This window comes from Streptomyces sp. NPDC102283, assembly GCF_044766265.1.
Classification (GTDB): domain Bacteria; phylum Actinomycetota; class Actinomycetes; order Streptomycetales; family Streptomycetaceae; genus Streptomyces.
Genome location: NZ_JBIWLQ010000014.1, coordinates 170,551 through 183,852, shown reverse-complemented (window position 1 = coordinate 183,852; position 13,302 = coordinate 170,551). Strand labels below are relative to the sequence as shown.

The 13,302-nt window shown below is 72.3% G+C and carries 10 protein-coding genes; 5 read left to right on the top strand and 5 right to left on the bottom strand.

Translation table 11 applies throughout. The features are described 5' to 3' along the window. Nucleotides 1-28: 28 nt before the first annotated feature. Nucleotides 29-1,810: a 3-hydroxyacyl-CoA dehydrogenase family protein gene (locus tag ACIRJT_RS26410; protein WP_403913560.1), complete on the bottom strand. Its 1,782-nt coding sequence runs from the start codon at nucleotides 1,808-1,810 to the stop codon at nucleotides 29-31. Nucleotides 1,811-2,166: 356 nt separating this feature from the next. Between ACIRJT_RS26410 and ACIRJT_RS26405 the strand changes: the two genes are divergently transcribed. After that, nucleotides 2,167-2,739 (top strand): adenylosuccinate lyase, encoded by a 573-nt coding sequence (locus ACIRJT_RS26405; RefSeq protein WP_403913558.1) that lies wholly within the window; start codon nucleotides 2,167-2,169, stop codon nucleotides 2,737-2,739. A gap of 19 nt (nucleotides 2,740-2,758) precedes the next feature. Here ACIRJT_RS26405 and ACIRJT_RS26400 read toward each other — a convergent pair whose 3' ends face one another. Together ACIRJT_RS26400 and ACIRJT_RS26395 are read right to left on the bottom strand one after the other, a co-directional pair. After that, on the bottom strand, nucleotides 2,759-4,345 hold the full coding sequence (locus ACIRJT_RS26400; RefSeq protein WP_403913556.1) for an alpha/beta hydrolase: 1,587 nt from the start codon (nucleotides 4,343-4,345) through the stop codon (nucleotides 2,759-2,761). A 155-nt stretch (nucleotides 4,346-4,500) separates the two neighbouring features. Further along, on the bottom strand, nucleotides 4,501-5,532 hold the full coding sequence (locus ACIRJT_RS26395; protein ID WP_403913553.1) for an Rv2578c family radical SAM protein: 1,032 nt from the start codon (nucleotides 5,530-5,532) through the stop codon (nucleotides 4,501-4,503). A gap of 136 nt (nucleotides 5,533-5,668) precedes the next feature. Here ACIRJT_RS26395 and ACIRJT_RS26390 point away from each other — a divergent pair, with 136 nt between their 5' ends. The 3 genes from ACIRJT_RS26390 to ACIRJT_RS26380 all read left to right on the top strand — a co-directional run bounded on the left by ACIRJT_RS26390 (nucleotide 5,669) and on the right by ACIRJT_RS26380 (nucleotide 9,327). Beyond that, nucleotides 5,669-6,061 carry a VOC family protein gene (locus ACIRJT_RS26390; protein WP_403913550.1) on the top strand — a complete coding sequence of 131 codons (393 nt, stop codon included), beginning with the start codon at nucleotides 5,669-5,671 and terminating at the stop codon, nucleotides 6,059-6,061. Nucleotides 6,062-6,148: 87 nt separating this feature from the next. Then, entirely contained in the window at nucleotides 6,149-6,592 is a 444-nt protein-coding gene (locus tag ACIRJT_RS26385) for an SRPBCC family protein (RefSeq protein WP_265598252.1), read from the top strand. A 248-nt stretch (nucleotides 6,593-6,840) separates the two neighbouring features. Further along, nucleotides 6,841-9,327 (top strand): MFS transporter, encoded by a 2,487-nt coding sequence (locus ACIRJT_RS26380; RefSeq protein WP_403913547.1) that lies wholly within the window; start codon nucleotides 6,841-6,843, stop codon nucleotides 9,325-9,327. 49 nt (nucleotides 9,328-9,376) lie between these two features. Here the strand turns inward: ACIRJT_RS26380 and ACIRJT_RS26375 are convergent, their stop codons facing one another. After that, nucleotides 9,377-10,282 (bottom strand): LysR family transcriptional regulator, encoded by a 906-nt coding sequence (locus ACIRJT_RS26375; RefSeq protein WP_403913544.1) that lies wholly within the window; start codon nucleotides 10,280-10,282, stop codon nucleotides 9,377-9,379. A 129-nt stretch (nucleotides 10,283-10,411) separates the two neighbouring features. On the opposite strand from ACIRJT_RS26375, the gene ACIRJT_RS26370 reads away from it, so the two are divergent. Beyond that, complete coding sequence (locus ACIRJT_RS26370) at nucleotides 10,412-11,416, top strand: aldo/keto reductase (protein WP_403913541.1); 1,005 nt, start codon at nucleotides 10,412-10,414, stop codon at nucleotides 11,414-11,416. Between the two features lie 6 nt (nucleotides 11,417-11,422). Here the strand turns inward: ACIRJT_RS26370 and ACIRJT_RS26365 are convergent, their stop codons facing one another. Further along, on the bottom strand, nucleotides 11,423-13,126 hold the full coding sequence (locus ACIRJT_RS26365) for a purine-cytosine permease family protein (protein ID WP_403913539.1): 1,704 nt from the start codon (nucleotides 13,124-13,126) through the stop codon (nucleotides 11,423-11,425). Nucleotides 13,127-13,302 lie beyond the last annotated feature (176 nt).

Below are 13,302 nucleotides of genomic sequence, written 5' to 3'. Positions count from 1 at the left end.
CAGCAGCCCGCCCCACCCGGCTCCCGGGTCAGCGACGGGCATATTCGCGGAAGCCGCGCCCCGTCTTGCGGCCGAGGCACCCCGCGGCGACCAGGTGCTCCAGCAAAGGCGCGGGGGCCAGGCCCGGATCGCGGAACTCCTTGTGCAGCACCTTCTCGATGGCCAGCGAGACGTCCAGGCCGACCACGTCGAGCAGTTCGAACGGGCCCATCGGGTAGCCGCCGCCCAGCTTCATCGCCGCGTCGATGTCGTCCAGCGAGGCGTAGTGCTGCTCGACCATCTTGATCGCGTTGTTGAGATACGGGAACAGCAGCGCGTTCACGATAAAACCGGCCCGGTCCCCGCAGTCCACCGGGTGCTTGCGGATCCTCGCGCACACCGCGCGGACCGTTGCGTGCACGTCGTCGGCGGTCAGGACGGTGCGGACCACCTCGACCAGTTTCATCGCGGGCGCCGGGTTGAAGAAGTGCATCCCGATCACGTCCTCGGGGCGCGCGGTCGCCCGGGCGATCGAGACGACCGGCAGCGAGGAGGTGGTGGTGGCGAGCACCGCACCCGGCCGGCAGACCTTGTCCAACGCGGCGAACAGCTGCCGCTTGACCTCCAGGTCCTCGGCGACCGCCTCGACGGCGAGGTCGACCTCGGCGAACGCGTCCAGCGAGCCGGCCGCCGTGATCCGCGCCAGCGTCTCGTCCCGGGCCTCGGAGGTGAGCCGCCCCTTGGTCACCGAACGCTCCAGCGACTTCGCGATCCTTCCCCTGGCGACATCGGCCTTCTCCTGGGACCTGGCCGCGAGCACCACGTCGTATCCGGCCTTCGCGAAGACCTCCGCGATCCCGGAGGCCATCGTCCCGGAGCCCGCGACGCCGACGGACGCCACCTCGCGCCCGGCTCCGGAGGCGGCGTCCGCCGCCGGGGTCAGCGCGTCGGGCACCACGCTCTGGCCGCCCGGGGCGTCGTACGTGTAGAAGCCGCGCCCCGTCTTGCGGCCGGTCAGGCCCGCGCTGCTGAGCTGGCCGAGGACGGGGGCCGGGGCGTGCAGCCGGTCGTGGGACTCGGCGTACATGGCCTCCAGGACGGTGCGGGCGGTGTCGACGCCGATCAGGTCCAGCAGGGCGAGGGGCCCCATCGGCAGCCCGCAGCCCAGCTTCATCGCGGCGTCGATGTCCTCGCGGGAGGCGTAGTTCGCCTCGTACATCGCGGCGGCCTGGTTGAGGTAGCCGAAGAGCAGCCCGTCCGCGACGAACCCGGGCCGGTCGCCGACCGCGACGGGCTCCTTGCCCAGTTCCCGGGCCAGTGCGGTGACGGCCTGGACGGCGGGCGGCGCGGTCAGCACCGAGGAGACCACCTCGACCAGCTTCATCGCGGGCGCCGGGTTGAAGAAGTGCAGGCCGAGGACGCGCTCGGGGTGCTGGGACTCGGCGGCCAGCCGGGTCACCGACAGGGCGTTGGTGCCGGTGGCGAGGATCGCGGTGGGGGAGACGATCGCGTCGAGCTCCCGGAACACCCGCTGCTTGATCTCGTACGTCTCGGGCACCACCTCGATGACCAGCTCGGCCCCGGCGGCGGTGCGCAGATCGTCGGACGTACGGAACCGGGCCAGCGCGTCGGTCCGCTCCTGCTCGGTGATCCGTCCACGGCCCACGGCCCGCGCGGTGGACGCTTCGAGGGAGGCGACGGCCCCCAGGGCTGCCGCCTCGTTGATGTCGATGCCGATGACCTCGCGGCCCGCCAGGGCCAGGACCTCGGCGATGCCGGTGCCCATGGTGCCGAGGCCGACGACGGCGATGGTGGAGAGAGAGGTGTCCATCAGGGGACTCCAGGGTGAGTGACGACTGGGGAGCACGGAACGCGCGGCGATGAGGGAGCGGCGCGTGGCGTGCGGGAGCTGCGTGTCGTGGAGCACGGGGCCGGTGCGCGGGGAGCGCGCCCGGCCGTGGGGTGACGGACCCTGTCCCGGGGCCGCGTCGCACGGAAAAGCCGAACCGACGAACTCTCCGGATGGCTGCGTCACCAGGCCACCGGAGCCTGCGGGGAGTGTGTCCCGCTCAGATGAGAGTAACTGGCGAGTAACGAGCGCGCCACCCCTGGGTCCTTGTGCCCTGGGCCACATGAACTCCTCGATGTCACCCCGTACGGAGCGTGTCCGTGGATACGCTGAACGTCATGGATGAGGAGTTCCGTTCACTCGTGGACCGGCTGGAACCCGAGGCGGCCGGGTCCCCGCAGTACGCCCTGCTCGTCGCCGCCGAGGACCCCGAGGAGTTGGCCCGGGTCCTCGTGGAGCCGCAACGCCCTCTCTGGGCCCGTGAGATGGCCGCCTTCCGGCTCGGCTGCGCGGGCGACCGGCGGGCCTTCGAGGCGCTGGTGCTCCTGCTCAACCACCGCGACCCCGAACGCTGCGTCTCCGCCGCCCACGCCCTGGCCCGACTGGGTGACCCCCGCACCCCGAGGGCGGCCGCCGCCCTCGCCACCAACACCCTGCGCACCGCCTACGCCCTGCACCCGGTGCGCCTGCTGACCGACCTGCGGGCCCCCGAGTCGGTCCCCGCCCTGGTGGCGACCCTTCAGCGGCTGCTGGCGCCCGGCGATCCGCACTGGCGCGTCGCCCTCGCCTGCGTCGAGGGCCTCGGCCGCCTCGCCGACGAACAGGCCCGCCCGGTCCTCACGGCGGCCCTGCCGCACCCGCGCCTCGGCACGGCCGCGGCAGAGGCGCTCGGGCGATTGCCGGGGGAGTGAGCGGGCGGGCCCGTGCCGCTCAGCGGCGGAAGCCGAGCAGGCCGTGCAGACGGCTCCCCTCGCTGTTGTCCACCGACTGGGCCGCCGCCTTCTCGGCGGGGAGCGGCTTCGGATCCGGGAGGGCGGCGCAGACCGCGTCCACCTCGTCCCGGCCGCGCGGGACGGTGCCGTCGGTCAGATACGCCGCCAGGTGCTTGTCCAGGCAGTCGTTGCCGCTCAGGGTGATGCCGTGGTTGCCGCCGCCCTCCTCCACGACGAGGCTGGAGCCCTTGAGCTTGCGGTGCATGCTGATCGCGCCGCCGTACGGGGTCGCCGCGTCGTCCGTGGCCTGGAGGATCAGCGCCGGGGGCAGCCGGCGGTTGTTCACCGGGGCCGGGTGCAGCGGCGCGACCGGCCAGTTCGCGCACGGCGCGTTGTACCAGGTGTTGTTCCAGGTCATGAACGGCGCCTTCTCGTGGATCCGGCGGCTGTCGTTGCGCCAGGTGCTCCAGTGCTCGGGCCAGCCCGCGTCACGGCACTGCACGGCGGTGTAGACCGAGTAGCCGTTCTCGCCGCTCGCGTCGACCGCGCCGAAGTTCTCGTACACCTCGACCAGCGCCTCGGCGTCCCCGTTCTTCGCGTACGCGGCGAACGCCTCGGCTAGGTAGGGCCAGTAGCCGTTGTAGTACCCGCCGGGGACGAAGGTGTCCTCCAGCTCGCTCGCGCCGACCGTGCCGCCCGCCGGCTCGCGCGCCACGTCCGCCCGCATCCGGTACCAGGCTGCCTCGACCTCGGCCGGGTCGCTGCCCAGGCCGTACGCGGCGTCGTTCTTCGCGACCCAGGCGGCGAACGCCTTGTGGCGGTCGTCGAACGCGTGGTTCTGGCCGAGGTTGCCCTCGTACCAGACGTCGTCCGGGTCGACGACCGAGTCCAGGACCAGGCGGCGCACACGCTCCGGGTACAGCTTGGCGTAGACCGCGCCGAGGTAGGTGCCGTAGGAGTAGCCGAAGTAGTTGATCTGCCGGGAGCCCAGCGCCCGGCGGATCACGTCGAGGTCCTCGGCCGCGCTGACCGTGTCCATGTACGGCAGCACGTCACCGTGCTTCTCGCCGCAGGCCCGCGCGAAGGACTCCGCCCGGTCGCGGTTGATCCGCTCCGAGCGGGCGGAGTCCGGCACGGTGTCGGGGCGCACCGGGTCGAAGTGTCCGGGCCGGCAGTTCAGCGCCGGGGTGCTCCTGCCGACGCCGCGCGGGTCGAAGCCGATCACGTCGTACTGGGCCGCGACCTTCTTCGGCAGCGAGGACGCCACGAACCCGGCCATCGACAGGCCGCTGCCACCGGGGCCGCCCGGGTTCACCAGCAGCGGGCCCTGGAAGGTCTTCGCGGTGTGCGGGACGCGGGACAGGGCGAGCGTGATCTGACGGCCCGAGGGGCGGCGGTGGTCCAGCGGGGTTTTGACCTTCGCGCACTGGAGCGTCGGGTAGCTGTCGGTCGGACAGTCCGTCCACTTCGGCTTCGGGGCGGGCGGCGGGCTCGCCGCGGCACCGGCGGCCGGCGCGGGTGCGGCGGTCAGCAGACCGGCGACGGTCGCACCGACGGCGACCAGAATTCCTGCACGTTTCGTCATGGGGCCTCCCGGGGTGACGGGACGCGGCGCCGGATCACCGGTCCCCGCCGCATGTTCCCCGAACACCCCCGCGGAAGGCCCCGCTCCGCGCGGAGCCGACCCGTACGGTCACGCCATCGGCCCTGCGGGCGGTCTCCCGGGCCCCGCCGCGGTTCTCACAGCAGGGTCAGCTGGGTGGGGCCCGGCTCCGGTGCGGCGGCCGGAGCCGGGCCGGTCCGCCGGGCCTCGCCCCGGTGCGCCGGGCCGATCCCGAACTCGTCCGCCAACTCGTGCACCTGACGCGTGATCCGGCGCTGGTACCAGGTGGGGGCGTACGCCCCGTCCGCGTACATCCGCTCGTAGCGCTCCACCAGCCGCGGATGGTGCTGCCCCAGCCAGTGCAGGTACCACTCGCGCGCGCCCGGGCGCAGATGCAGCACCAGGGGGGTCACCGAGGCCGCCCCCGCGTCCGCGATGGCGGCGACGGTGGCGCGCAGCTGCTCCGGGCGGTCGCCGAGGAAGGGAATGACCGGGGCCATCAGGACCGAGCAGCCGATCCCCGCGTCGGTGAGCGCGCGCACCACGTCCAGCCGGCGTTCGGGGGAGGGGGTGCCCGGCTCGACGGTCCGCCACAGCTCCGGGTCGGTGAAACCGACGGAGACCGAGACGCCGATCTCGGCGACCTCCGCGGCCTGCCGCAGCAGCTCCAGGTCCCGCAGGATCAGCGTGCCCTTGGTGAGGATGGAGAAGGGGTTCGCCCGGTCGCGCAGGGCGGTGATGATGCCCGGCATGAGCCGATACCGCCCCTCCGCCCGCTGGTAGCAGTCGACGTTCGTGCCCATGGCGACGTGCTCGCCGCGCCAGTGCCGGGAGGCCAGCTCCCGCTGGAGCAGCTCGGCGGCGTTGACCTTGACGACGATCTGGGAGTCGAAGCCGAGGCCGGTGTCCAGGTCCAGATAGCTGTGGGTCTTGCGGGCGAAGCAGTACACACAGGCGTGCGTGCAGCCCCGGTACGGGTTCACCGTCCATTCGAACGGCATCCGCGAGGCGCCGGGCACCCGGTTCAGGATCGAACGGGCCCGGATCTCGTGGAAGGTGATGCCCCGGAATTCCGGGGTGTCGAACGTGCGCGTGGTCACCGCGTCCGCGGCGAAGAGCGCGCTGTTCCCGGCCGTCGAGTTCTTCTCGACCAGATTGTCCCAGCGCATGGACGCCTCCTCGGTAGCACTCCTCGCAGAATAGAACATTTGTTCCCTTGATCGTGCGAGGCGCGAGCCCGCGGCCCCCTGCGACTAGCCTGTGACCCCTGGCAGGCCCGCCGTATCCGACCGAGAGGTCCCGACGATGGTCAGTAGGTTCACCGAGCTCGCGATCGACTGCGCAGATCCCGTCGGCCTCGCCCGGTTCTGGTGCGCGGTCCTCGACTACGAGGTGCGGGACGAGGGTGAGGAGGAGGGCGTCGTCACCATCGGCCCGCCGGCTGCGCGTGAGGGAGCGGACCGCCCCGGCCCCGTGCCGCCGGTGCTGACCTTCGCGCGGGTGCCCGAGGGCAAGAGCGCCAAGAACCGGCTCCACATCGACGTCAGTCCCAGCGACCGGGAGCAGGGTGACGAGGTCCGCCAGCTGATCGGCCTGGGCGCCCGCCGCGCCGACGTCGGCCAGGGCGACGCGAGCTGGGTCGTGCTCACCGACCCGGAGGGCAATGAGTTCTGCGTCCTCGGGGGCCGCCGTCCCTGAGCCCGGGCGGCCCCGATTTTGAGCGGCTGTGCCCGAGGTGGTTGGCTCAGCTCACCCACCGAACAACCGAGTGCTGGAGGAACAGCCATGGCGCAGGTCGAGGCCACGACGGAGCGGATCATCGCGGCGGACGCGGAGGCGGTGTTCGACGCGCTGGCCGACTACAAGGACGTCCGCGGCAAGGTGCTGACCGCGCACTTCAGCGAGTACGAGGTCCGGGAGGGCGGCGACGGCGAGGGCAGCCTCGTGCACTGGAAGCTCCAGGCGACCAGCAAGCGGGTCCGCGACTGCCTGCTGGAGGTCAGCGAGCCGACCGACGGTCAGCTCGTCGAGAAGGACCGCAACTCCTCCATGGTCACCACCTGGACCGTCACCCCGGCCGGCGAGGGGAAGTCCAAGGCCGTCGTGACCACGGTCTGGGACGGCGCGGGCGGCATCGGCGGGTTCTTCGAGCGGACCTTCGCGCCCAAGGGCCTCGGCCGGATCTACGACGAGCTGCTCCAGAACCTCGCCACCGAGGTCGAGAAGTAGGACCGACCGGCCACGAGGGCGTTCCGGCTCCCCCTCCCCGCACCGGGGGCCGGACGGGTCCGGCCTCCGTGGGACGAACGGCCTCACCGGAACGGGTGGTTTTCCGGAACGGCCGGTTGTGCGCCGTAGCACCTCCCACCGGCACATAAGCCTTCCGTGCGCGCCGCGTACGCCCCTCGTCACGTTTGCCCCGCCTCGCCGCGCGATGCGAGAAATGGGCGGCGCAGGTGCGACGAGGGGAGCGTTACGTGGTGGGTGGTATCACGCTGGTGAAGGACGAGCCGGACGGCACGGGACCGGACGGCACGGGACCGGACGGCACGGGACCGGACGGCACGGCGACGACGGTCGAACTCTCCGCCGCACCGCCCCCGCCGGCCCCTCCGGCGGGGTCCGGACCCGGCCGGGACGCGGCGGAGATCAGCCCCCGCAAGGTCCGCATGGTCTTCCTCGGGCTGATGCTCACCCTGCTGCTCGCGGCGCTCGACCAGATGATCGTCGCCACCGCCCTGCCCAGGATCGTCGGTGAGCTGCACGGCCTGGAGAAGATGTCCTGGGCGGTCACCGCCTATCTCCTCGCCTCGACCATCGTCCTGCCGCTCTACGGCAAGCTCGGCGACCTCTTCGGCCGCAAGGGCGTCTTCCAGTTCGCCATCGTCGTCTTCATCATCGGCTCCGCGCTGGCCGGCTGGTCGCGCACCATGGACGAGCTGATCGCCTTCCGCGCCCTCCAGGGCATCGGCGGCGGCGGCCTCGTGATCGGCGTCCAGGCGATCATCGCGGACATCGTCCCGGCCCGGGAGCGCGGCCGCTACATGGGGCTCATCGGCGCGGTCTTCGGCCTCGCCTCGGTCGCCGGCCCCCTCCTCGGCGGATTCTTCACCGACCACGCCTCCTGGCGCTGGTGCTTCTACATCAACGTCCCCTTCGGCCTGGTCACCCTGGCCGTCATCGCCGTCGTCCTCAAACTGCCCAGGCCCGCCGTCCGGCCCCGGCTCGACGTCCTGGGAGCGGTGCTCCTGGCCGTCGCCTCCACCTGTCTGGTGCTGGTCACCAGCTGGGGCGGCACCGAGTACCCCTGGGGCTCGCGCACCATCCTGGGACTCGCGGCGGGCGCGGTCGTCACGACGGCCCTCTTCGTCGCCGCCGAGCACCGGGCAGCGGAACCGATCATTCCGCTGCGGCTGTTCCGCGACTCCGTCTTCAACGTCACCGGTCTGGTCGGCGCGGTCGTCGGCATCGCGCTCTTCGGAGCCGCCAGCTACCTTCCCACCTACCTCCAGATGGTCGACGGGGCCAGCGCCACCGAGTCCGGGCTGCTGATGCTCCCGATGATGATGGGCATCGTCGGCGGTTCCATCGTCTCCGGCCAGCTCATCACCCGCACCGGCCGCTACCGGATCTACCCGATCATCGGCAGCGCCGTCTCGGTGGTCGGCATGGGGCTGCTGTCCCTGCTGGAGGCGGACACCTCCCCCCTGACGTACAGCTTCTACCAGGCCGTCCTCGGCACCGGCATCGGACTGGTCATGTCCGTCCTCGTGCTCGCCGTGCAGAACTCCGTACGCCCCGCGGACCTCGGCACCGCGACCAGCGCCAACAACTACTTCCGGCAGATCGGCGGCAGCGTCGGCGCGGCGATCTTCGGCACGCTGTTCGCCGGGCGGCTCTCCGACGCCCTCGGGGTGCGCCTGCCCTCCGGTGCGGAGCTGCCCGATCCCGAGTCGATCACCCCGCAGATCGTCCACGCGATGGAGCCCGCGCTGCGCGACGCCTACATCCAGGCGTACGTCGACGCGATGCCGCGCATCTTCCTCTTCCTCGTGCCGGTGCTCGTGCTCGGCCTGATCCTCGCCCTCTTCCTCAAGGAGAAACCGCTGGTGTCCCACCACAGCCCCGAAGCCGCCGCGGAGGCCATGGCCTCCCCGATCCCCGCCGCCCGCGCCGACTTGGGCCGGCCCGCCTCCGGCTACCTCTCCGGCGTCCCGGTCCACGGGAGCGTCCAGCACCCCGACGGCACCACCGTCCCCCGCGCCGCGCTCACCCTCATCGACGTCCAGGGGCGGCAGATCGGGCGCGGGGCCAGCGGCGAGGACGGGCGGTACGCGCTGAGCGTCCCCGGCGCGGGCTCCTACGTCCTGATCGCCGCCGCGGGCGGGCACCAGCCGCAGGCCGTCAGCGTCACCGTGGGCGAGCGCCCCGTCGAGCTGGACGTGGTGCTCGGCGGCGCCGGACGCCTCGCCGGATCCGTCCTCACCCCCGACGGGGCCCCCGTACGCGACGCCGCCGTCACCCTGACCGACGTACGCGGCGAGGTCGTCGCCTCCACCCGCACCGGTCACGAGGGCGGCTATGTCATCGGCGAACTGGTCGCCGGCGAGTACACCCTCGCCGCCAGCGCCCCCGCCTTCCGCCCCGCCGCCCTCCCGGTCAGCGTGCAGGCCGCCCGGGAGACCCGGCAGGACATCGAGCTGGCGGGCGGGGCCGTCCTGCGCGGCGTCGTCCGGGCCACCGGCGGACGCCCCGTCGAGGACGCCCGGGTCACCCTGCTCGACGCGGCGGGCAACGTGGTGGACACCCTCACCACCGGGCCCGACGGATCGTTCCGGTTCGTCGACCTGTCGTCCGGCGAGTACACCGTGATCGCCGCCGGATACCCGCCGGTCGCCACCGTCCTCCAGGTCGCGGGCGGCGGCCGCACCGAACGTGATCTCCAGCTCGGCCACGAGGACTGAGCCGTACGGGAGCGGGCCGGGCGCCCGGGACCGGTGAGGCTCCGGGCGCTCAGCCCGTCGTCGGCTCCCGCAGCGGGTCCTCCCGCACCAGCCGCATCAGCGCCCGGGCCCCCGGGCTCAGGCTCCGCGCGGCCGGAAGCACCACCACGCTCTCGTACACCGGCCGGCGGGCCCCCGCCAGCTCCACGGCGACCAGCCGGGCCGCCTCCGGCTTGCGGGAGAAGTGGTGCGGCACCACCGCGATCCCCAGCCCCTCCTGCACCAGCTCCAGCAGGCTGTGCACATCGTTGACCTCCAGGCCCACCGTCCGGCGCACCCCCGCCGCCGCGAACGCCTCGTCGGCGGCCCGGCGGGGACCCCAGTCCGGATGGAAGTCGATGAACGACGCCCCCGGCAGCTCCTCCCACCCCACCTCCGGCCGCCCGGCGAACGCGTGCCCCGCCGCACACAGCAGCACCATCGGCTCCCGGGCCAGCGGCACCAGCTCCCCGCGCCACTCCGCCGGGCTGACCGTCGCGGCGAACGCCAGGTCGAGGCGCCCGCCCGCCACTCCGTCCAGCAGGCTGCTGGTGCCCTCCTGCCGCAGCCTCAGCTCCAGTTGCGGATGCTCCCGGTGGAACGCCGCCAGCAGCCGCGCCGGGCTCACCCCCGCCACGCACTGCTCGACCCCCACCGTCAGCGTCCCGCGCAGCAGCCCCCGTACGGCGTCGACCGCGTCCCGTGCCGCCCGCGCGCCCGCCAGTGTGCGCTCCGCCTCCACCAGCAGCGCCCGCCCGGCCTCGGTGAGCCGGACCGTGCGCGTGGTCCGGCTGAACAGCGGGGTCCGCAGCTCCTGCTCCAGCGCCCGTACGGAGGCGGAGAGCCCGGACTGCGACACGGCGAGGCGCTCGGCGGCGCGGGTGAAGTGCTGCTCCTCGGCGACGGCGACGAAGTGCTCCAGCTGACGCAGTTCCATGATTGAGCAATCTAGGCGATGAATCCGAGCGGAATCTCCTGTTGGACTGCTGGATCCATCTGCGGAAGCCTGGGCCGGGTGCGCGCCGGTCCCGGCACGCCACCCCCGTACCCCTCCCGCGGAGCCCGTATGTACCTTCCGTCCGCCGACCGCTACTCCGCCATGCCCTACCGGCGCACCGGACGCAGCGGTCTGAAGCTGCCCGCGCTCTCCCTCGGCCTCTGGCACAACTTCGGAGGCGACAGGACGCCCGAGACGCAGGGCGCCATCCTGCGCCGCGCCTTCGACCTCGGCATCACCCACTTCGACCTGGCGAACAACTACGGCCCGCCGCCCGGCTCCGCCGAACTCACCCTGGGCCGGGCCCTGGCGACCGACTTCGCCCACCTGCGCGACGAGATCGTCATCTCCACCAAGGCCGGCTACCACATGTGGGAGGGGCCGTACGGGGAGTGGGGCTCGCGGAAGTACCTGCGCTCCTCGCTCGACCAGAGCCTGAAGCGCCTGGGCGTCAGTTACGTCGACATCTTCTACTCCCACCGGCCCGACCCCGACACCCCGCTCGAAGAGACCATGGGCGCGCTCGACTCCGCCGTACGGCAGGGCAAGGCCCTGTACGTGGGTCTCTCCAACTACTCCGCCGCGCAGACCCGCGAGGCCGCCGCGATCCTCAAGGACCTCGGCACCCCGCTGCTCATCCACCAGCCCCGCTACTCGATGCTCGACCGCCGGATCGAGGGCGACGGGCTGCCGGACGTCCTCGACGAGCTGGGCGCCGGGTCCATCGCCTACTCGCCGCTGGAGCAGGGGATTCTGACCGACCGCTATCTGCACGGCATTCCGGCCGGGTCGCGGGCGGCGGGCGCCAGCCCCTTCCTGAGCGCCGACGCCGTCACCCCGCAGCTGGTGCAGCGGCTGCGCGCGCTCGACGCCCTGGCGAAGGAGCGCGGTCAGTCGCTCGCGCAGCTGGCCCTGGCGTGGGTGCTGCGCGGCGGCCGGCTCACCTCCGCCGTCGTCGGCGCGAGCAGCGTCGCCCAACTGGAGAACAGCGTCGAGGCCGCCCGGAACCTGGACTTCACCGAGGACGAGCTGTCCCGCATCGAGGAGCTGCTGCGGGACACGGGGACGGGCTGACACCGGTCAGGCGCGCGAAGGCGGTACGGCCGGAGAGGGCGGTACCGCCGGTGAGGCCGGCAGGACGTGCTCGCCGGCCTTGTCCGTGCTCAGGCACAGCGAGCAGACCATGGCCTCGTGCGCCGGGCAGGCCGCCAGGTCGGGGCGTTCGTACGACTGGCGGCAGACGTGGCAGTCGTAGGTGACCGCGCTCGGGTTGCCCTCGGCGTCCAGCAGCGGCTCCGGGATGCCGTCGTCGCTCCGGCGCAGGTAGTACCTGCCCCGGGTGAGGATCGCCATGACGGGGGTGAGGACGAAGGCGATCACGACGGCGGCGACCGGGGAGTACGGCTGGAGCGTGTCCCCGAAGGCGTGGAAGTACATCGCGATGGACAGTCCGGAGGCGGCGGTGAACGCGGTCACGCCGACCGGGTTGACCGCGTAGAGCATGCCCCGGCGGAACTCGGGCGCGTGCGGGGAGAGCTTCAGCAGGTACTTGTTGACGCCGATGTCGGTGGCGACGGTGACCACCCAGGCGATGGCGCAGTTCGAGTAGAAGCCCAGGATGCTGTTGAGGAAGCTGAACATGTCGGCTTCCATCAAAATCAGCGCGAACGCCAGGTTGACCAGGACGAAGACCATGCGGCCCGGGTAGTGCCTGGTGACGCGGGTGAAGGAGTTCGTCCACGCCAGCGAGCCGGAGTACGCGTTCGTCACGTTGATCTTGATCTGGCTGATCACCACCAGCACCACGGCCAGCGGGACCACCATCCAGGACGGCATCATCGCGTCGAACGCCCCGCGGAACTGCTGGATCGGCTCGGTCGCCGCGGCCGGTCCCACCTCGGAGAGGATGTAGACCGCGAGGAAGACCCCTATGGCCTGCTTGAGCGCGCCGAGCACCACCCAGCCGGGACCGGCCATGACCACCGCGGTCCACCAACTACGCCTGTTCGCACCGGTCTTCGGCGGCATGAAGCGCAGATAGTCGATCTGCTCACCGATCTGCGCGATGAGGGAGAGGCAGACGCCCGCCCCGAGGAGCACGGACGCGGTGTTGACCCCGCCCTCGCCGTCCGTGCCCGCGTAGGCGAGGAAACTGTCGACGGTGCCCGGTTCGGTGGCGACCAGATAGACCAGCGGCCCGACCATCAGCAGCAGCCAGATCGGGGTGGTCCACACCTGGAGCTTGCTGAGCGCCTTCATGCCGTGGATGACGAGAGGGATGACCATGAGCGTGGAGACGGCGTAGCCCAGCCACAGCGGCAGTCCGAAGCCGAGCTTGAGGCCCTGGGCCATGATCGCGCCTTCGAGGGCGAAGAAGATGACGGTGAAGCTGGCGAAGATGACGCCGGTGAGGACCGAGCCGTAGTAGCCGAAGCCGGAGCCCCGGGTGATCAGGTCCAGGTCGATGTTGTAGCGGGCGGCGTAGTAGGCGAGCGGGAAGCCGGTGACGAAGATCAGGGCCGCGGCGACGGTGATCGCGACCAGCGCGTTCCCGGTGCCGTGGGCCACGGCGACGCCGGCGCCGATGGAGAAGTCGGCCATGTACGCGATGCCGCCCAGCGCGGTGGTCGCCACGACCATCGGGGTCCAGCGGCGGTAACTGCGCGGCGCGAAGCGGAGGGTGTAGTCCTCCAGCGTCTCCCGCACCGCCTGACCGGTGTCCGGTGCGGCGGGCGGTGCGGGGTCCGGTGGGGCCGGTTCGGCGAGCTGTGTGCGGGTGTCCATGGCGGGCGACGGTAGGCAGCCGCCGTTACCCTCGCGTACGGCCGGTGTGACGGGGGAGTTTCGGCGCGCTCACGGGGCACCGCGGTGCGGACGGCGGTGCTCGGCCGAAGACCGGGCTTTCGGCCGGCGGTCGCCGCACCCCGGCCACGCCGACCGACGGCGGCCGGCAGAGACCA